This window comes from Robiginitalea sp. (assembly GCF_982776155.1).
On record NZ_CEXZKX010000006.1, the window covers coordinates 146602 to 166408 of the forward strand.

Annotated in this window: 19 protein-coding genes; 5 read left to right on the forward strand and 14 right to left on the reverse strand. The window is 55.7% G+C overall.

Translation table 11 applies throughout. The features are described from left to right. The first annotated feature begins 201 nt into the window (after positions 1 to 201). From AC3DKS_RS11735 to AC3DKS_RS11745, 3 genes are all read left to right on the forward strand, one after another. A complete protein-coding gene (locus tag AC3DKS_RS11735) occupies positions 202 to 546 on the forward strand; it encodes a hypothetical protein (RefSeq protein WP_041327083.1) in 345 nt (114 codons plus the stop codon). Positions 547 to 738: 192 nt separating this feature from the next. Then, a complete protein-coding gene (locus AC3DKS_RS11740; RefSeq protein WP_015754248.1) occupies positions 739 to 1140 on the forward strand; it encodes a hypothetical protein in 402 nt (133 codons plus the stop codon). A gap of 252 nt (positions 1141 to 1392) precedes the next feature. Continuing rightward, on the forward strand, positions 1393 to 1821 hold the full coding sequence (locus tag AC3DKS_RS11745; protein WP_041327084.1) for an Hsp20/alpha crystallin family protein: 429 nt from the start codon (positions 1393 to 1395) through the stop codon (positions 1819 to 1821). Positions 1822 to 2050: 229 nt separating this feature from the next. Here AC3DKS_RS11745 and uvrB read toward each other — a convergent pair whose 3' ends face one another. From uvrB to AC3DKS_RS11770, 5 genes are all read right to left on the reverse strand, one after another. Then, positions 2051 to 4039 carry an excinuclease ABC subunit UvrB gene (gene uvrB / locus AC3DKS_RS11750; protein ID WP_272607973.1) on the reverse strand — a complete coding sequence of 663 codons (1989 nt, stop codon included), beginning with the start codon at positions 4037 to 4039 and terminating at the stop codon, positions 2051 to 2053. Positions 4040 to 4143: 104 nt separating this feature from the next. Next, positions 4144 to 5568 (reverse strand): T9SS type B sorting domain-containing protein, encoded by a 1425-nt coding sequence (locus tag AC3DKS_RS11755; protein WP_272607974.1) that lies wholly within the window; start codon positions 5566 to 5568, stop codon positions 4144 to 4146. A 6-nt stretch (positions 5569 to 5574) separates the two neighbouring features. After that, the gene (locus AC3DKS_RS11760; RefSeq protein WP_272607975.1) at positions 5575 to 7311 is read right to left on the reverse strand and encodes a T9SS type B sorting domain-containing protein; all 1737 of its coding nucleotides are present in this window, start codon (positions 7309 to 7311) and stop codon (positions 5575 to 5577) included. Positions 7312 to 7453: 142 nt separating this feature from the next. Then, positions 7454 to 8287, reverse strand: a complete 834-nt coding sequence (locus tag AC3DKS_RS11765) for a DUF2705 family protein (RefSeq protein WP_015754254.1) — start codon at positions 8285 to 8287, stop codon at positions 7454 to 7456. Between the two features lie 12 nt (positions 8288 to 8299). Next, positions 8300 to 9211 (reverse strand): ABC transporter ATP-binding protein, encoded by a 912-nt coding sequence (locus AC3DKS_RS11770; protein WP_272607976.1) that lies wholly within the window; start codon positions 9209 to 9211, stop codon positions 8300 to 8302. 79 nt (positions 9212 to 9290) lie between these two features. On the opposite strand from AC3DKS_RS11770, the gene AC3DKS_RS11775 reads away from it, so the two are divergent. Continuing rightward, positions 9291 to 10373: a hypothetical protein gene (locus tag AC3DKS_RS11775; RefSeq protein ID WP_272607977.1), complete on the forward strand. Its 1083-nt coding sequence runs from the start codon at positions 9291 to 9293 to the stop codon at positions 10371 to 10373. Positions 10374 to 10444: 71 nt separating this feature from the next. Here the strand turns inward: AC3DKS_RS11775 and AC3DKS_RS11780 are convergent, their stop codons facing one another. The 6 genes from AC3DKS_RS11780 to AC3DKS_RS11805 all read right to left on the reverse strand — a co-directional run bounded on the left by AC3DKS_RS11780 (position 10445) and on the right by AC3DKS_RS11805 (position 16028). Beyond that, on the reverse strand, positions 10445 to 11503 hold the full coding sequence (locus AC3DKS_RS11780; protein WP_015754257.1) for a nucleoid-associated protein: 1059 nt from the start codon (positions 11501 to 11503) through the stop codon (positions 10445 to 10447). A gap of 70 nt (positions 11504 to 11573) precedes the next feature. After that, complete coding sequence (locus tag AC3DKS_RS11785) at positions 11574 to 12071, reverse strand: IS1096 element passenger TnpR family protein (protein ID WP_015754258.1); 498 nt, start codon at positions 12069 to 12071, stop codon at positions 11574 to 11576. A 30-nt stretch (positions 12072 to 12101) separates the two neighbouring features. Beyond that, positions 12102 to 13148, reverse strand: coding sequence for a COX15/CtaA family protein (locus AC3DKS_RS11790; protein WP_272607978.1), 1047 nt, complete (start codon positions 13146 to 13148; stop codon positions 12102 to 12104). Further along, positions 13141 to 14601 carry a CCA tRNA nucleotidyltransferase gene (locus tag AC3DKS_RS11795; RefSeq protein WP_015754260.1) on the reverse strand — a complete coding sequence of 487 codons (1461 nt, stop codon included), beginning with the start codon at positions 14599 to 14601 and terminating at the stop codon, positions 13141 to 13143. The genes AC3DKS_RS11790 and AC3DKS_RS11795 overlap by 8 nt, the downstream gene beginning before the upstream one ends. Positions 14602 to 14603: 2 nt before the next feature. Next, positions 14604 to 15164: an L-threonylcarbamoyladenylate synthase gene (locus tag AC3DKS_RS11800; RefSeq protein ID WP_041327634.1), complete on the reverse strand. Its 561-nt coding sequence runs from the start codon at positions 15162 to 15164 to the stop codon at positions 14604 to 14606. 42 nt (positions 15165 to 15206) lie between these two features. Then, positions 15207 to 16028 carry a glycosyltransferase gene (locus AC3DKS_RS11805; protein ID WP_272607979.1) on the reverse strand — a complete coding sequence of 274 codons (822 nt, stop codon included), beginning with the start codon at positions 16026 to 16028 and terminating at the stop codon, positions 15207 to 15209. A 97-nt stretch (positions 16029 to 16125) separates the two neighbouring features. Here AC3DKS_RS11805 and AC3DKS_RS11810 point away from each other — a divergent pair, with 97 nt between their 5' ends. Next, the gene (locus tag AC3DKS_RS11810) at positions 16126 to 16944 is read left to right on the forward strand and encodes a glycosyltransferase family 2 protein (RefSeq protein WP_015754263.1); all 819 of its coding nucleotides are present in this window, start codon (positions 16126 to 16128) and stop codon (positions 16942 to 16944) included. Here the strand turns inward: AC3DKS_RS11810 and AC3DKS_RS11815 are convergent. The 3 genes from AC3DKS_RS11815 to AC3DKS_RS11825 all read right to left on the reverse strand — a co-directional run bounded on the left by AC3DKS_RS11815 (position 16926) and on the right by AC3DKS_RS11825 (position 19729). Continuing rightward, positions 16926 to 17726, reverse strand: coding sequence for a glycosyltransferase family 2 protein (locus AC3DKS_RS11815; protein ID WP_015754264.1), 801 nt, complete (start codon positions 17724 to 17726; stop codon positions 16926 to 16928). The two genes, AC3DKS_RS11810 and AC3DKS_RS11815, sit on opposite strands and share 19 nt — an antisense overlap. 194 nt (positions 17727 to 17920) lie before the next feature. Then, on the reverse strand, positions 17921 to 18772 hold the full coding sequence (locus tag AC3DKS_RS11820) for a glycosyltransferase family 2 protein (protein ID WP_015754265.1): 852 nt from the start codon (positions 18770 to 18772) through the stop codon (positions 17921 to 17923). A 141-nt stretch (positions 18773 to 18913) separates the two neighbouring features. Then, positions 18914 to 19729 carry a 2,3,4,5-tetrahydropyridine-2,6-dicarboxylate N-succinyltransferase gene (locus AC3DKS_RS11825; RefSeq protein ID WP_272607980.1) on the reverse strand — a complete coding sequence of 272 codons (816 nt, stop codon included), beginning with the start codon at positions 19727 to 19729 and terminating at the stop codon, positions 18914 to 18916. Positions 19730 to 19807: the final 78 nt, after the last annotated feature.

Sequence of the window (19807 nt, forward strand, 5' to 3'; positions counted from 1 at the left end):
GATAACCGTCTGCTGAACAGACGCTCAGGGTTCCGGAGGTATTTTTTGAAGTCTTTTTGGAAATAACCGCCAGGGAGTATGGAATTATCAGAAAATCGATTAAAAAAATGTTAAAAGCGTAAATAATTGTAACGATTGCCTGCAGCACTCGTCTTTTTAATCAAAGAACTTCATTCATCAATCATCAAAACAAACAACGTCATGAGAAAATTTAGTGTTTTATCCGTAGCAGCTGCCCTTTTGTTTTCCGCCAATGCCCTGGCAACAGAGGGTACCACCGAACCGATTGCTCCCGAAACCAAGGTGTGCGCCAAGATCGGGGACATTTTAAAAGACAACAACATTGTTCTGGAAGACAATCAGGAGTTGAGCGCCTGGGTGCGTTTTACCGTCAACAACGACAATGAGATTGTCGTCCTCTCCGTACGCACGGACAACGAACGGCTGGAGCGCTATGTAAAGGCCAAGCTGAACTACCACAACATTGCGGGTACCGGGCTTCAAAGCGGCGGGACCTATGAGGTGCCGATCCGGTTTACCAGCTAAGGGACAGCCTATTTAGGATAATCCCGCAGGACCTTTTCGGTGGCATCCGGTCATTGGGTTTTGCGGGATTTTTTATGTGATTATACCATGCGGCGATGCCTTTTCGGAGGGTTGGGATCCACGGGTTCCGGATATACGAAATTCCGGAATTTCGAGTTATCTAAGTAACGATCACCCAACCCGGTCCCGGCTATGAGCACCTACGAGGAGAAACTCAGCATACTTTCGGAAATGATTTCCTTTGCTCGGGCCGATACCGCTATCAAGGATTCGGAATATTCCTTTCTTTTGGGGGTGTCCGAGCAACTGGGGGTGCACCGGGAGGACTTCGATTCGCTCTTTGAGAGCCAGGTCGAAAAGATCATGCCCAAAACCCAGGCAGACCGCATCCTGCAATTCCACCGGCTCGTCCTGCTGATGAATGTAGACAAGGACCGCCACCCGGAGGAGATACGCCGATTACACGATATCGGATTGGGTATGGGCCTGCGGCCTTCCGCTATCGAGCAGGTGCTGACTATCATGCACCGCTACCCGGATAAGATCGTCCCCCCGGACGTTTTGATCAATATCTTCAAGGCCCACTACAATTAAACCCGCTACAATTCAGTCCACCGCAATTAACGCCCACTTCATTTAAGGCCTGCGGCAATTCAAGGAAGGTAGCTGTTTGTCCCTGAGGGGGCGTGCCGTTCACACCCCGACAAACCTGCGGAGCCGCCACCGGCACCTGCCAATAAGGCAGGAATAACTCCAATATATATGTCATAAAGACAGCATTTCCCAATCGGTATGTAGTTTGCTCTCTATAGGGTGAAATTTTAAAACAACAAAAAATTACATATCATGACACTAGTACGTAAACACACCGGATTGTTTCCAAGCTTCTGGAACGACGTGATGATGCCCGACTGGTTCGGCGGGGTAGATCGCTACAACCAAAACCTGCCTGCGGTGAATATCCGCGAGGGGGAGACCGACTTTACCCTGGAGCTGGCCATCCCGGGTCAGAAGAAAGAAGACTTCAACATTGAGGTCGACGACAACGTGCTGACCATTTCCATGGAGCACAAAGAGGAGAAACAGGAAGACGAAAAGGGGTATACCCGCAGGGAATTCTGGTATTCGAATTTCAAACGGGCCTTTACCCTGCCGGAATCCGTAAACGAGGAGGCCATCGAAGCCAACTACGAAGACGGTATCCTGCGTTTTACACTCCCTAAGAAAGAAGAAGCCTTGCCGAAGCCAAAGCGGCTTATTGAAATTGGCAAGTAAACGAATTATGGCTGGCCCACCTAACGGGCCTCATAATGGTTGGTTTGTTTAGTTGGTTAGTTAGGGAAGCGCCCCGGTTTCGGGGCGCTTTTTTTTGTGGAAATCCCGGCCGGCAGGGTATGTGGCACATCACCCGGAATTCAAAGTGGGCCAATAAATGTTCTTTCTCCCGCAATCGGGCTTTCTCCTCCAATCAGGCTTTCTCCTCCAATCAGGCTTTCTCCTGCAATCAGGCTTTCTCCTGCAGCACTTTTATTTCGTCCCGCAATTTGGCCGCCTGCATAAAGTCCAGGTCCTTGGCGGCCCGTTCCATGTCCTTGCGTTTTTTGCGTATCAGTTCCTCTTTTTGCTCCTTGGTCAGGTAGGCGGGGTCGGGTTCCCGTGCATCGCGTTCCTTTTTCTCGAAGTGGAAGGTGGAGACCGAGTTTCTGGCCAGCACGCTGTCCAGGTTTTTCTTCAGGGCCCTGGGGGTGATTCCGTGTTCCTTGTTGTAATCGAGTTGTTTCTGCCGGCGGTAATTCGTTTCGTCTATGGTCTTTTGCATGCTGTCCGTCACGGTATCCGCATACATAATGGCCTTGCCCTGCAGGTGGCGGGCTGCCCGGCCCACCGTCTGGGTCAGCGAACGGTTGCTCCTGAGGAACCCTTCTTTGTCCGCATCGATGATGGCCACCAGGGATACCTCGGGCAGGTCGAGCCCCTCCCGCAGTAAATTGACCCCCACCAGCACATCGAAAATCCCCTTGCGGAGGTCCTGCATGATTTCCACCCGCTCCAGGGTATCCACGTCGCTGTGGATGTACCGGCAGCGAACATCAATACGGGTCAGGTATTTGGTCAGTTCCTCGGCCATCCGTTTGGTGAGCGTGGTGACCAGGGTGCGCTCGTCCCGCTGTACCCGCAATTGGATTTCCTCCACCAGGTCGTCGATCTGGTTTTCGCTTGGCCGAACCTCAATAACCGGGTCGAGCAAGCCGGTAGGGCGGATGACCTGTTCCACATACACCCCGCCGCTCTGCTGCATCTCGTAGTCGGCCGGGGTGGCGCTGACGTAGATTACCTGATTTTGAAGCGCTTCAAATTCCTCGAATTTCAGCGGACGGTTGTCCATGGCGGCAGGCAGGCGGAACCCGTAGTCCACCAGATTCTCCTTCCGCGACCGGTCGCCTCCGTACATGGCGTGTACCTGGGGGATGGTCACATGGCTTTCGTCCACCACCATCAGGTAGTCGTCCGGGAAGTAATCCAGCAGGCAGAACGGCCGGGTACCTGGCTCGCGCCCGTCCAGGTAGCGGGAATAATTTTCAATACCCGAGCAGTACCCCAACTCCCGGATCATCTCCAGGTCAAAGTTTGTCCGTTCCTCCAGGCGTTTTGCCTCCAGGGGCTTGCCGATTTCCTTAAAATAGGCAACCTGGGCAGTCAGGTCGTCCTGGATTTTGTGGATGGCTTCCTGGAGGACATCCGGGGAAGTCACAAACATATTGGCCGGGTAGATATTCAGGGTTTCATATTCTTCGATCACCTTGTTATTATAAGGATCAAAGGCTTCGATGGCCTCGATTTCATCCCCGAAGAAATGGATGCGGAAAGCGTGGTCCGCATAGCCGGGGAAGACATCCAGGACATCGCCCCGAACCCGGAAGTTCCCATTGCGGAAATCCGCTGTCGTCCGGGAATACAGGCTCTGGACCAGCTGGTGCATCAACCGGGTGCGGGCCAGTACCTGGTCCCGTTCAAGATGGATTACGTTCTTCTGGAATTCAATCGGGTTCCCGATACCGTACAGGCAGGAAACCGAGGCAACCACCAGCACGTCCCGCCGCCCGGAGAGGAGGGAGGAGGTGGTACTCAGCCGGAGTTTCTCGATATCCTCGTTGATGGATAGGTCCTTCTCGATGTACAGGCCGCTTGTGGGGATGTAGGCCTCGGGTTGGTAATAGTCGTAGTAGGACACAAAATACTCCACGGCATTTTCCGGGAAAAACATCTTGAACTCGGAATACAACTGGGCCGCGAGGGTCTTGTTATGCGCCAGCACAAGGGTAGGTCGTTGTACCTGTTCCACGACGTTGGCAACGGTAAATGTTTTGCCGGACCCGGTAACCCCCAGCAGGGTCTGGTATCGATCCCCCTCGCGAATCCCCCCGCTGAGCTGGGCGATGGCGGCCGGCTGGTCCCCTGTCGGCTGGAATTCCGAAACTACCTTGAATTTCATGCCTTAAAAATACAAAAGCCCCGGGAGGCTTCCTCGCCCGGAAGCAGAATCTTGCCGCGGGGTGCGGATCTTTCGGGCAGGGATGGAAATTGCGGTGGGCATCCCTATCGTTTCAGGGCAAAATAGCCCCGGATCACCTCCTGCCGGAGCGAAACGGCTACAAACCAGTACACGGAGGCGGGCACGGGTTTGCCGTTGACATTGCCATCCCAACCCCGGGATTCCGGGTCGAGTTCGATCAGGAAATTCCCATATCGATCGAATATCCGGATAGTTTCCACATAGGCGTCCGAGAGGTCCTGCGGCGGGTCAAACCGCCAGAGGTCGTTGGCCCCGTCGTTGTTCGGGGTGAAAAAGGGCGGAAAATCGGCAGCGCTCAGGCTCCGGGCAACCTCCTGCTGCACCTGCCCGCACCCAAAGGCATCCCGAACATAGACGGTATATCCCTGCAGGGGCAGCCCGCTGAAGATCGGGGACGACTGGAACCCCGACACGGGATCCAGGGAATATTCATACGCCCCGTTTTGTTCCAGGAAAACCTGGATGCGCAACCCGTCCACTTCCCGGGATACCTGCGTGCGCCGGATCATCGGGGGAGGGGTGGTCACCACGGAAAATTCCACGAGCGTATTGCAGATAGCAAACTCGTTGATAGAGCCTACTTCGTTGTACGCCTCCAGGAAATAGTTGCCCGTAACGTCCAGGCGGACTTCTCTGCCGCTCGCAACGAGTTGCTGCGACCCGTCGGCAGCCACCCGGAACCAGTTATACCCGTCCGCCCCTGCCGGAGCCGATACCTCCGCATAACCCAGTTCCGGACACAGGCCAACAGCCCCCGGAAAGCCGAGAATTTCCGGTCGCTGGGGGCCGCAATCCACCGTGGAAGCCCCGGTCCGGAAGCGCTCCGCCGGACACCCCCCTGGCGCAGGCCCCAGCCGGTTGTACGGCGTGATCTGTACAAATATATCCGTCTCGGGGGGGAAATTCCCCGGGGGGTTGAAGTCGAGGATGTTCCCCATGTCCCGTTCGGCCACCAGCGTGTCACCCTGGGAAGTCAGTACGGTCAGCAGATACCCCGTGGCCCGTGGTGCGTAGTCCCAGATTAATTCTTCCCCCAGGGCGACTTCTTCGGCGTTGTTGCGGGGAGCCAGCAGGCGCGTACAGTCCGGGGGCCTGTCAAAAGGGGCCGTCCGGAACCGGTATCCCGGACAGGAAATTTCCGTCCCGTCCGCCAGGATCAGGATAAAGCTGATATAAATCCAGGTGTCTTCCGGCAACCCGGTTTCGGGCTTATACCCGCTGATGGGCGAGGAGGTGCGGTTGGTCAGGATGTCCACCCCGCCCGGGGTCGTGCCGATGGAGACGATAAAACCTGAAAAACTTCCCGGGTCCGTCCAGGAGATGGCCGCATCTACCGGGACGTCCTCCTCCCCGTTGGCCGGGGATATAAGTTGGGGGCACGTCTGACCGGGGGCCAGCTGGCCAAACAGGAGCGCGAAGAGCAGGAAATATAGGCTTCTGGTTTCCATCCTGTTTCAGCGTTTTAAGGTAAAATGCCCGGTGACTACGCCTCCCTGGTTGTCTACAGCCCGGTACCAGTAATCGCTCGGTGGGAGGGGATTTCCCCGGAGGGTTCCGTCCCAGCCATCGGACTGGGGGTCCACCCGGGCGATCAAATTGCCGTACCGGTCAAAGATCGAGATTTCGCGAACCGGGCTGATGCCGCTTTCCGGGAGGATAAACTGCCAGCGGTCGTTGCGTCCGTCCCCGTTCGGGGTAAAGAAGTTCGGGAAACCCTCTGCTGTCAGGTCCGGTTCCACCAAAATTTCCGTGATCCCGCACCCATTGCGGTCCCGGACGTATATCCGGTAGGAGTCCAGGGGGAGGTCGCTGAAGACGTTGCTCTCCTGGTAGGGCCCGTCGGCATTGCCCAGGGAAAATTCGTAATCCCCGATTCCGGATACATTTGCCTCAATTCGAATCACCCCGGCACCCAGCCGGATATCGGTGTCTTCGGGGATGGCAGCTTCAGAAACGGCCACTGTGAATTCCCGGGAAGAACTGCACTCAAAATCCCCGGAAACCCCTGTGAAAGTATTGTAGATCTCGTGCCGGTAGGTGCCTTCCCCGGGAATTTCAAAGTCCGGGCCTTCCGCCAGTAGCCGCTCCCGCCCGGGTGCCTCCACCAGGTACCACCGGTAGCCGTCTGCCGCATCGGTAGCGCTGACCGTATTGACCGGGTTGTCCCGGCAGATTCCTACCGTTGCGGGAAAGGTAATTTCCGGATGGAGGTCCACCAGATTTCCGCCGGCGTCGAAATACGGGCCGCATCCCAGGATGGTGGAAAAAGTCGTCTGCCCGCAACCCAGGGCTTCCCCGGCCGAATTATAGGGAACGATGCGGACGAAATAGATGGTATTCGGCAAAAAATTGATGACGTCGGTTTCCGTGACATTGCGAAGATCAGCGCTGTCCAGGACATCGTTGGTGGTCGGGGAGGTGCCGATGGACACGATGTACCCGGTGGCCCCGGGTACCGGATCCCACTCCAGGACCGGTGACAGGGGGATATTGGATTCCCCATCCGCCGGGTACCGGAGCACCGAGCAGCCGGGGAGGGTGGCCAGGGGGCCGGTCCTGAAGGTAGACTCGGAACAGCCGGTGGGTTCCCCGTTTTCGTTTTGCGGCACCACACGGACGTAGATATCCTGTTCCTCCGGCAGGTCGGCGGGCGGCACAAAGCGGAGCGCATCATCAACGGTGGCCCCGTCAACCAGGTCGGAGCCGCCCGGGCTGGTGCCTATGGAAATGGTGTAGGAGGTGGCCGTCGGGCTGTACGCCCAGCGGATGTCCGTCCCCACCGGGACATTCCGGGATCCGTCAGTGGGGCTGAGCAGCACCGTGCATCCGGGTGCTGTGGTGACATCTTCGGTGGTAAAGCTAAACGATGTGCAGGGCGTTGTTCCCTGGGTCAGGTTAAAGATGTACAGGGTTACAAAAATCTCCTGGTTATCCGGCAGGCCGCGGGCCGGGGCATAAGAGGTGGCAAGCCCCACGGAGGTCAGCGGCAGGACTTCCGTCCCACCCGGGGTGGTACCGATGGTCAGGCTGTAGGCGGTAACCCCGGTCACGGCGGTCCACTGGATACTCGCATCCACGGCAACAGCCGTTTGGCCGTCTGCCGGGAAGACCGGTTGGGGGCATTCCTGACCCCGGGTAGCGAGCGCGCAGAGCAGCCCGGCCACACATAGCAATTTTTGAAACATTTTCATCGGTCCAGGAAGGGTAAATTACGAAATATTCCCGGATCCCGGACCGAAAGGCGTTCAGGGGGAAGACATTGCGGATAAACGGCCCTCCGGGGTCCGGTTGGATGCCGCAACTGCGGAAATCAGAGATCGCGTCGCACGGATATCAGAGATCGCGTCTTTTGAGCAGGACGTAGGACAGGTAGATAAATATCGCGGACCAGGCCAGGACGATGAGCAATTGAAAACCGTGGACTGCGTAGTCCTTTACGATTTCCTCCCCAACTTCCCGGGCGGCCGACTGGATCACGGACAGTCGTGTAAACGGTTCGGACAGCGTTTGCCACATGGACCCGAAAGGGAAGAACTGGTAGATGGAATCCGCGTAGCCCTTGGTGTATTTGGACGTCAGGTAGACCCAGGGGATGAACTCCGCTCCGATAAACCAGATAAACAGGAAGCCCAGGGCGAAGGCGGACCGTTTCACCAGCATGCCCACAAAGAAGCAGAAGGCAAAGAAACCGAACAACTTTACCAGGTAGGCCGCCAGGTATTCCAGGTCGGAAAAAATGATTGCAATTTCATCGTAATCCGAATGCATCAGCCCCAAAACCAGCGAAATAAGGAACACAAAAAGGGTAGAGGCAATGGCGAGCACGCCGATGGTCAGGACCTTGGAGGCGATAAACTCTTTCTTGGACAACCCGTCGATGAGGTTCTGCTTGATCGTCTTGTTGCTGTACTCGTTGGAGATCATCGAGACGATGACGATGGCCAGGAAAACCTTTAAAAAGGCAATCATAAAGGTGTTGAAATGCCAGATATAGGGGAAGTTAAAAATCCCGATGTCCGCTACGTTGAATTTCAGGGGCCCCCAGTCGATTTTGATGGAGGTCACCAGGGCGATCAGCGCAATCAGCCCAAAGTAGGCGAGGACCAAAAAGCGGCTGGCCCGGTTGTTCCAGAGTTTGATGAATTCTATTTGGAGCAGGCGTTTCATGCAGGTTGTATTTTAGGAATTGCGGGCTTCCTGTTTGTTGGTGATGGCCAGGAATTGCTGTTCGAGGCTTTCTTTGCGCTTGACCAGGTGGGATAACCGGATTCCGTTTTTAAAACAGCGTTCGTTGAGCACTTCCGGTTCCAGGGGGTCCTCAAGGTACCCCGTGAGCAGGCCGTTTTCCCGCGTGAAGCTGCCGAATTCCGGTTGGTTTCCAAGGAATGCCTCCAGGGCATCGATATCGGCGGATTTCAATTCAAAATAACCGTGGCTGGCCAGCATGCCGTCTACCTTGCCCGTGTAGAGGTTTTCCCCTTTCCGGAGGATGACTACGTGCGAGCAGACCTTTTCGACCTCATCCAGCAGGTGGGAGGCCAGCAGGATGGTAGTGCCCTGGGCCGCAATCTGTTTGATAAGTTCCCGGATCTGGTGGATCCCCTGGGGGTCCAGGCCGTTGGTCGGCTCGTCCAGGATCAGGATTTCCGGGTTGTTCAACAGGGCGGAGGCTATGGCCAGCCGCTGCTTCATCCCCAGGGAATATGTCTTGAATTTGCTATTGCGCCTGTCCCAGAGACCCACCAGTTCGAGTTTTTCCCGAATCCGCGTATAGGGCACCTCCTTGATCCGGCAGACCAGCCGGAGGTTTTGCTGGGCGGACATGTACGGGTAGAAGTTCGGCCGTTCAATGATGGCCCCGACTTTTTTAAGCGCCTGGTGGGTGGTACTTGTCCCGTCAAACCAGCTGAACTGGCCCGAGGTGCGGTTTACCACGTTCAGCACAATGCCCAGCGTGGTGGATTTCCCGCTTCCATTGGGCCCGAGGATGCCGTATACATTTCCTTTTTCGATGGTGAAGCTCAGGTCTTTGACGGCCGTCAGGGCTCCGAATTTTTTAGTGAGGTTGGTGACAGTCAGAATGGTTTCCAACGGCGGGGAGTTTTAGGTTCGCTTACTAAACTTGACGAAGAAATGCGTAATTTGTTACAAGCAAACCCAAATCCTTTCTATGTCCAAGGAGAAACTCATGTCGCGCAAAAAGCCGCCGTTCCCCGTGATCCCGGAGCTGGATGCCTATTTATCGGATTACAGCAGGACCATAGAAATCCCGATTTTCTATGAGGACCTGCTGCGCTTTTCCGGTTCGGTGGTGGTCTACGATTCGAACGACCAGGACACGTTGTGGGTGCGGGTGTACTATTCGGATTCCGAACGAAAGGAAATCGACCTGAGCCTGAAACGGGTCTATTCGATGCTGCATTCGGACGGGAGCGACCGGATCTTCCAGTACCTGAACGTGGACGCCGTGGATTACTGTACGTTCGGCAATTCCAAGCCATTCCGCATCAAGGTCCGGAATATCCTGAACGACAACTTCACCTACTTCTACGTCAAGCGTACGGATGCCTCCCGTATCTACGGCCTGGAATTGGAGCACATGTTGTCGCCCTATAACCTGAACTTCCTGGTGTTCAAGGACACGCTCATCGAGGAGCACATCGCCGGCATCCCCGGGGACGTATTCATCAAGGATATGTTGCCGGTTTGTTCCGAATCTGAAAAGGCCCAGCTCGCCAAGGAATTCGTCAAGTTCAACGAACGCTGCATGATCCGCCTGCTCGGGGATATGCGATCCTACAACTACGTGATCGTACCCGTGCATGATTTTGACCACGTGGTATACCGCATCCGTGCCATCGACTTCGACCAGCAGAGTTACGAGGGGAAACTCAAAGTTTACCGGCCGCAATTCTTCAAGGAAAACAATGCGATGGTGGACCTGGTAAAAAACAAATTACTCCGCGATTCCGTCGACCAGTACAAGGTGGAGGAGCGCTCCATTGTCGCCAAGCGGATCATCAGTTCCGGGAACCGCATCAAACGGCTGATAAAGATCGCCCGTAAGGACGCGATTTCCGTGCCGGCACATGTGGATCAGCTGAAATCCGAAATCTACGACCTCACCCTGGACATGCAATTCAAGAAGAGCGAAACCATGGGGGAGGTGCTTGCCCTGGCCCTGGACTTCGTCAAGCGGAACTACCAGGACGTCAGTATGAAACAGATTATCGAACGGAAAATCGAGATTTGATTCCGGGGAGTACGCAAAACCTCCCTGTAAAGGGTGCCGCGTAATATGCCGGAACCCGAAAGGTTGGCGGATCAGCTCTTCTGTTCCCGGTTAAAGTACACCAGGTAGTAGTACATCTGCCGCTCCTCGTCCCAGCCTTTTTCGACGAATTTCTCGGCCGAATCCGGGTTGATGAAGTTTAGTTTGATCTGGATATTGGTATCCAGGTCGATGACGTTTTTGATCTTCTTCCGGGAATCGCTTACCGCCTTGTTGGCAATCTGGAAGTTCGAAACGTCCTCGATACTGTACTTGGGCCCTTTCTCGGTTTTGTAATGTTTGAATTCCGGGATAAGTTCCGGGTTGTCCATCACCTCGTTCAAAAACCGCGTTTCCTCAAAATCGTCGTTCTTGGCAAAATGGTTCACCGCCCGGTTCATGAACAGGACCTCCTGTTGTTTGTCCTCGGCAGGGAGGACGACATCCTTTGCAAAATTCTGGCAGAATTTCAGGTAGTTTTTGGTGTAGAAGTTCTCGTCGGTGAGCGGGGCCAGGCCCAGGAATTCCTCCAGCCAGTATTTCGCGTCGTAGCGGTTGCTGTCCGAGGACAGGACCTTGAAGCCGTTTTCCCGTTCGCGGTTAAAGATCAGGCAGCCCTTGTCCAGCCGGTTCAGGTTGACACCCTGACGGACCAGCATATCCAGGTTGGCACCCTGCTCCTCAAATTGCAGGAAGTCCTGTTTGACCTCGCTCTTAAAAATCCCCAGGGCATCCGTTTTCTCGTTGTCCAGCATCACATCCGTCAGGTAGGCCACATAACACTCGCCGCTTTTGATATGGGGGTGATTGGACTGGGAAAACAGATGGCGGGCGATTTCCCGGCTCACTTCGTGAAGGCGGCCCGGGTTATCGAAAACCTGGCAGGCTGCCTGGTAGACCGGGTGGAATTCCAGGTCGGCCTCATGCCTGAAACAGTAGTAATTTTCTTCTTTTTCGCGGAAGGGTTTGAAAAAATACTCCTTCAGCAGGCCGCCGATCTCATCATTCAGGCGATAGGGGGCCTCGGACAGGAACAGGGGCTCTGCCCGGTGTTTGTTTCCCACGCGGTGGAGGGAAACGGTTTCGATTTGGGTTGCATACAGGTTTAACATGCGGGTGCCGGTTTAAATTGGGAATAAATTCTGGGGTGGCAGGATGTGGAAATGCCGCGGGAAGGCAGGGCTAATTCCAGTTTTCGTCAAAATCCAGGTCGTCGTAACTGCCAAAGGGTTCATCCTCCACGGGACCTTCCGATTCGGCTTCAAAGCGCTTTTCCGGCGGGGATTCGGGCAATTCTCCAAAGCTGAACAACAGGTTCGGATAGCTGTTCCCGTCTTCCTTTTCGGCAATATCCGCCAGTTCCACGAAGAATGTCCACATATTCAGGAAATCGTAGACGTACAGCAATTTGGGTTCGTCCTCGTTGAGGACCTCGGCCATCGGGGTGTCCTGCATCAGCCGGATATCATTTCCGCCCTCGCTCATATCGAACAGCGGGATTTCCTCTTCCTGGTTCCAGTTTTCGTCACAGGTGTAAAATGACGCCATCTCCTCTCCCAGAAAGCCGAAAGCCTGGGAGATTGCATTGTGCAATTCCTCCAGGTTGCTGTCTGCTTCTACCTCCAAATCCCGGAAAATATCCTCCTGGGCGTCCAGTATGATCCGGATTTTGTATACCATCTGCGCGATCGTTTTGAGATTCCGGCAAAGTTACAAAGAAATACCGGCACGGGCAGCCCTTTGCATTTCCAGGAGCAGATACCACTGCAGGCCAAAGAGTACCGAGGCCATCACCAGGTGGATCGGTTGGGAGCCCCAGGGAAAATCCAGGTAAGCCATGGCCAGGCCACTCACCAGTATCAGCAACAGGACACCGAGGGTGGGGAATATTTTCCGGAACCCCAGGCGGAGTGTGGCAATCCGGTAGGCGACCCACAGGTGGAGCAGGAGCAGCAGGGCCGAAAAGGAGCGGTGGACATAAAAGACCCAGGTGGGGTTGGCCAGCCACTGGTCCCGGGCGCCGTATCCCAGAATATCCGTCTGGTCATCGACATATTGGCGGACCTGGGTCCCCAGCAGGATTTGCAACAGGCTCAGGGCCACGGTTGCCAGCCAGAGGCGGGCGGTTAACCGGTCGTACGTGCGGACGCGCCTGCCCGCTTCGCTGCGGAAGACAATCCACAGCAGCATGCCCACGAGTACCAGGGCCATCATCATATGCAGCGTAATGCGTACGGGTGCCAGGACCGAGTAGACGACCGTCGCCCCCAGCCACCCCTGGAACCCGATGGCAAGTACGGTGAGCCAGGCAAAAATCACGCGGGACCTTCGCTCGGGCCACCAGGCCAGGGAACACCCGGCCATGATCAGGATGGAGAGGCCCGCCAGCGCGCCGAGGAGGCGGTTGATGTATTCCGTCCAGGTATGGGCGGCGTTGAAGACCGCGTAATCGTGCCGGGTATACGGTTCCCAGTTCCCGGATTCGAAATCTGTACCCGTGACGAAGTCGGCCCGGGCGAGCAGCAGGGCTTCGTCCCGGATGATCACCTGCCCTTTATCAAAGGCTTTGCCCGGGGACCAGTTTAGTTGGGAGGCCTCCGTGGGGGGTATCAGGTACCCGAAGCATTTGGGCCAGTCCGGGCACCCCATCCCGCTTCCCGTCATGCGCACCACTGCCCCGGCCAAAATGACCAGGTATACGAGTACCAGGGAGATGCGCGCAAAGCGGATGTAATTTTTCTTCAGCCTGTTACGCATGGTTTTCGGGGGTGTATTTCAAGGCCTCCGGGGTGGGTTCCAACCCGATTTCCCGGCCTTTTCGCAGCATAAACTGCCAGGCGGCCCCGGTTTCATTCGGGATTTCACCTTCCAGGATGGCCTCTTTGATGGCGTCTTTTACCCGGCCGATTTCCGGGGAGGGCTCCAGGTTGAAAGCCGCCATGATCTGATCCCCGCTTACGGGCGGCTGGAAATTCCGTACCCGGTCCCGTTCCTCGACCTCCGCGATTTTCTGCCGCACCTCCCCGAAATTCTCCAGGTAGCGTTTTTGCTTCCGCGGGTTTTTGGTGGTGATATCCGCCTCGCAGAGCGTCATCAGGTCGTCCACATCGTCCCCGGCATCAAAGACGAGCCGCCTCACAGCCGAATCGGTGACGTCGTCTCCCGACAGACCAACCGGGCGGGAACTCATCATCACGAGCTTCCGGACGTATTTCATCTTCTCGTTCAGGGGCAGCCGGAGGCGCCTGAAGATCTTATACACCATCTTGGACCCGACAAATTCATGGCTGTGGAAGGTCCAGCCGACTTTCTTGTCGAACCGCTTGGTGGGGGCCTTCCCGATATCGTGCAGCAGGGCTGCCCAGCGCAACCAGAGGTTGTCTGTGTTTTTGGAGATGTTGTCCACAACTTCCAGGGTATGCCAGAAATTGTCCTTGTGGCGCTGCCCTTCTTTTTCCTCAATTCCCTGGAGGGCGACGAGCTCGGGGAGGATATGCCGTAGCAAGCCGGTTTTAAATAGGAGTCCAAGGCCCACAGACGGTTTTTCCGTGAGTAATATTTTATTGAGCTCCTCCACGATGCGTTCCATGGAAACGATACGGAGGCGTTCGTGCTGGGAGGCGATCGCATTGAGGGAATCCCGTTCGATGCGAAAGCCGAGTTGTGCGGCAAACCGGATGGCCCGGATCATGCGCAGCGGATCGTCGCTGTAGGTTTCGGCCGGGGCGAGGGGCGTTCGGATAAGCCCGGCCTCCAGGTCGTCCATCCCTCCGAACGGGTCCAGCAACCTACCGAAGTCTTCGGGGTTCAGGGACAGCGCCAGGGCGTTGATGGTAAAATCCCGTCGCTTCTGGTCGTCTTCTAGGCTTCCGTCCTCCACGGCCGGTTTCCGGCTGTCCCGGTTGTAACTCTCCTTGCGGGCCCCGACAAACTCCAGCTCCAGTTCGCCGTGCCGGACCATGGCGGTCCCGAAATTCCGAAATACGCTCACCCTGGGCTTCCCGGGGAGACCGGCGGCCAATTTCTCCGCCAGGGCAATCCCGCTGCCCACGGCTACGATGTCGATATCCTTTTTCTGTTCGCGGCCCAGGAAATAGTCGCGGACAAACCCGCCGATCACATAGGTCTCCAGGGATAGTTCCCTGGCCGTATCGGAGAGTTTCTTAAATATGGGATGATCCAGGGCTTCTCTGTAATAGGGCTCGGACATAGTTATTTTCTGATCACCTGCACCTGTCCGTCTGCCTTCAGCCGGATAATGGAGGAAGGCGTGCGGAGCTCGGTTTCCTGTTGCAAAGGTACCACATAGTCCACACCATTTAAAATATCCGGGGCGATCCCGGAAAAGGAATCGGGCGTCGGCTGCCCTGCCAGGTTGGCCGAGGTCGAAACCAGGGGTTTGCGGAAGCGCCGGAGCAGCTCGCGGCAAAAGTTGTCCGATGCAATGCGTACCGCCAGCGAGTTGTCTGCGGCCACCAGGTTCGGCGCCACACCCTGCGGGTTGTCATATACGATCGTAACGGGCTTTTCGGAGAGGTCCATTATGTCCCAGGCCACGTCCGGGACTTCCGGGATGAGCTGTTCGAGCTGCCGCCCGGACCCCACCAGGCAGATGAGCGCCTTGCTGTCCGGCCGTTGTTTCAGGGTGTAGACCCGGGCAACGGCTTCCGGGTTTGTGGCGTCGCACCCAATGCCCCAGACCGTATCGGTCGGATACAGGATCAGCCCCCCGGATTCAAGAACTTGCAGGCAATTGTCCAATATATTCTTCATAGCGGTTTTCATCGCGTACCCCCTGTTTTGCCGGATACCCGGTTATAGGGGGTGCAGGCCGAAATATTCGGTTAGTTGCTCCCACTGTACGCGGTTTTTGTCTTTATTGATATTCGTTTTTTTCAATGAAGTTTTCTGGGAACCGAGGATGGGGACGGGTTCCCCTGAAGCCTCCAGGGCAGCCCGGACCCGGGTGCCTGCCAGGAGCCCCATAACCTTGAACCAGAGATCGTCGGCCCGCGGGCTGAGCTTTAGGAATAATTGCCGGTCCTGAACCCGGGGGTCCAGGGAGCCCGGCGGGTAGAGCACGCCCCCCGCACCAACTGCCATAAACGCCTTGGGGTTGCTGCCGCCGTCCGGGGGCACTACCCACTGCGGGTAGGGGAGCAGCGTCCCGTCTTCCGCATAGCGGATGTAACGAATCTGGTGCCCGACGATGTCCTTCGGATATTCCAGATGCGTCCGGTAGAGCTTTTCCAGCCAGCCCGGCGGGTACATCAAGTCGTCGTCGCAGGTAACAATGGGGTTGCCGGGGAATTCCTCCAGGCTGTGGATCAGTTTTTTATGCGGGCAGGTGAGCGGGCTGAAAGCAATCCGGAAACGTCCGTGTTCCAGGGATTTCAGGCTATCCGGTATGTGCCCCTGCAGGGATTCCGGGAGCCAAATTACAATTTGCTCCGGCAGCAAACGCTGTTTCAGCAAGCTCCGGATGACCAGGTCTACCGATCGGATCCGCTCGGGGATAGAGGTAAGGGACACCACAAGCGGGGCTTCCGGCTGGCTGGAATTTTTCAGCTTTTTAACCGGAGTGGCCCGCAACCGGAATTGGCGGTACAGCGATTTCGGGATTTCCTTTACTTTCATCTCAGGTCGGTTTCCGGAAAATTCCGGGCAATTTCCAGGCTTCGGACAAAAATATGCAATATGCGTTCGTTATTTTTGCTTTTGCGTATTTTCGATTATGGATCAACCAAAAATATCGGTAATCATCAGCACCTTCAATGCCGAGAAATGGCTGGAAAAAGTGCTGATCGGCTTCAATTGCCAGTTGTTCAGGGACTTTGAGGTTGTCATTGCGGATGACGGCTCCCGGGAGGCCACCCGGGAACTGATTGACCGGATGCGGGGGGAGGTGTTCTACGACATCCTCCACGTTTGGCAGGAGGATGACGGATTCCAGAAATCCCGGATATTGAACAAGGCGCTGCTGGCCTGCCGGGCAGCGTACATCATCATGACCGACGGGGATTGCATCCCGCGAAACGATTTTGTACAGGTCCACCACTTCAACAAGGAAAAGGGATGTTTTATTTCCGGGGGCTATTACATGCTCCCGATGAATATCTCCCTGGCCATTACCCGGGAGGATATCGAGAAGCAACGCTGCTTCAATATCCACTGGCTCAAGGAACAGGGAATCCCGAAGACTTTCAAGAACACGAAACTGATCGTCAGGGGGTTGGCTTCCAGGCTCTTCAACCGGCTCACCCCCACCAATGCCAGCTGGAACGGGCACAATTCATCGGGCTGGAAAAAGGACATCCTGAATGTCAATGGTTTTGACGAGCGCATGCAGTACGGGGGGCAGGACCGGGAACTGGGCGAGCGGCTGGTAAACTTCGGAATCCGGCCGAAACAATTGCGCTACAGCGCGGTGTGTGTACACCTGGACCACAAGCGGGGGTACAAGACGCCGGAGACACTGGCCAAGAACGCGGCGATACGAAAGGAAACGCGCCGCGGCAGGCACGTCTGGACGCACTACGGCATCAACAAGTAGTAGGCCAGCTCATTTTTCTGTTCGAGCTTCTTCAATTCCCGGTATCGCTCCAGGACGCCCAGGGCGTTCAGGTAACAGATGACCATACCCTTTCGGCCGTCCAGGATCCCGAGGCGGAGTATATAGTGGTTAAAGAATTTCCACAGGGGCTTCAACATCATAAAGAAGTAATTAAAGCCTTTCTCCCTGAAAAAATCTTCCCGCGCCTTCAGCCGGCCGTAATGCAACATTTTAGACCGGTAGTCTTCGTAGTTCTTATAGCAGTAATGGATCAGGCGCTCCTGCAGGATTCCCGAAGACCCGTCTACTTCCAGGGTTTCGTGAACGATTTTCCGGTCCGTGAACCGGGCTTTGCTCCGTCGGAACAGGCGGTAGTTTTTATCGGTCTGCCAGCCGCTGAACCTTAGCGGTTTGCCGGCAAACATAAATTGCCGGTAAAACCAGAAGGCTGCGTGGTCGGTATTGCCTGCAATGGTATCCTGGATTTCCCGGCGCAAGGCCCCGGGTACTACCTCATCCGCATCCAGGAACAGGACCCAGTCGTTGGAGGCCTGGGTCAGCGCAAAGGATTTCTGCAGGGTGAAATTTTCGAAGGGATGCTGGATTACCCGAACATTGGGTTGTTCCAGCAGGTATTCGTACGTGCCGTCCGTACTGAAGGAATCCACTACCACAATTTCATCCGCAAAGGCAATCGATTCCAGGCATCGCTCAATATACCCGATTTCGTTGTAGGTGATAATGAGCGCGGTCAACCGGGTGTTACCTTCGGCCTTATTCATGGGTGCGTACGATTCCGATTACTTTCAGAGAACGAAAAAAAGCATTCTCAAAGTATGAACAAAATGAATTTTTATTTTTTGCGAACCTGGGAGGTTTTTGGGAGTGGCGTTGTTATATCGGCAACAACGGGCCGGAAATCAAGCGAAGTCGTAAATGGGGCGACGGGAAATGGCACGTGTAGTGAAGCCGCTCCCTATTGCTGAGGGGTCAGGGCGCTTACCAGGAAGCCTTTTTTACTGAGGCGGGGCAGACTGTACTGTGCGGCCCGGTACTCCCGTTCAATCAATCGCAGCACCCGGTAGCGCTGTACGTCTTCCAGAGCGCCGAGAAAGCATATAACCAACCCGCGGTAGCCGTCCAGGAAGCCCAGCCGGCAAATGAAATTGAAGAGGAACCTCCAGAGGGGTTTGACCACCCATTTCAGGTAGGTGAATCGACGGTTTTTCCGGAACGCCTCCAGGGCTTTCATCTGGCCGTAGAGTTGCATTTTGCCCTTGTAATCGGAATACCCCTGGTAACAGTAATGAATCATTCGCTCGGAGAGGCAGGCGGTTTGGCCTTCCACTTCCAGGCGCTCGTGGACAATCCGTTCGGAGGAATAACGCGCTTTGCTGCGGCGGAAGAGCCGGATGTTCTTATCGGTCTGCCAGCCGCTGAACCGGAGCGGTTTGCCGCAAAACATGAATTTGCGGTAGAACCAATACGCATTTGTTTCATTCCCGGGATTCGAAAGCTCGCCGAGGATTTCATCCCGGAGGCCCGCCGGGATTCGTTCGTCCGCATCGATGAACAGGACCCAGTCGTGGCGGGCGTGCATCAGTGCAAAATTCTTCTGGGCGGTAAAATTCCTGAAGGCATGGCGAATGACGCGTACCCGGGGATGGGCCTGCAGGTACTCATAGGTGCCGTCCGTACTGTAGGAGTCCACCACGACGATTTCCGATACAAAATCGATACTTTCGATGCAGGCTGCTATCTGTTCGATTTCGTTGTAGGTAATGATGAGTGCGGATATCTCGGGTGTTTCCTTCTGAGGGACACGCATATCGGGATGGATTTAAGGGCTGCCTAGTTATAACAGCAAATCGGCCCGATTAGTATAATTTTTGCCAAAAAAGAGCTTCCCCGGCGCTGTATTTCCGGAACGCCCGGTCCTACCGGGGCCCCTGTGAACGGCCCTTTTGCCTCAGACCGCGACGTCGTATTCCCGGAGCGCGTCGTTCAGGGAGGTCTTCTTGTCCGTACTCTCCTTGCGCTGCCCGATGATCAGCGCACAGGACACCTGGTAGGTCCCGGCCGGGAACTCCTTGGTATAGCTGCCGGGGATTACTACGGAACGGGCGGGAACGCGACCTTTGTATTCCACAGGGGATGCCCCGCTGACATCGATGATCCGCGTGGATGCCGTGAGCACCACGTTGGCCCCGAGTACGGCTTCCCGTTCCACCCGCACGCCTTCTACAACAATGGACCGGCTGCCGATAAAGGCATTGTCCTCGATGATGACCGGGGCGGCCTGGAGGGGTTCCAGGACCCCGCCGATCCCGACGCCGCCGCTCAGGTGAACGTTCTTCCCGATCTGCGCGCAACTGCCCACTGTGGCCCAGGTATCCACCATCGTACCCTGGTCCACATAAGCGCCAATATTCACGTAACTGGGCATCAGGATCGTCCCCCCGGCAATGTATGCACCGTGGCGGGCTACTGCATGGGGAACCACGCGGATGCCTTTTTCGCGATACCCTTTCTTAAGGGGAATCTTGTCGTGGTATTCAAAAATCCCGGCTTCCAGGGTTTCCATTTTCTGGATGGGGAAATACAGTACGACGCCTTTCTTTACCCATTCCTGGACTTCCCAGCCGTCAGGCCCCGGGTTGGCGCAGCGCAATTCCCCGGCATCGAGCAGGTCGATGACCTCCCGGATCGCTTGTTGTGTTTCTGCTTCCATGAGCAATTCCCGGTTTTCCCAGGCGGCTTCGATCTTGGTTTTTAACGTGTCCATCGGGTCTTTAGAATTTGCGCAAAGATAGCTGCTGTTGCCCAATTGTCCTGCCGGATTTATACCTGTAACGATTTATCC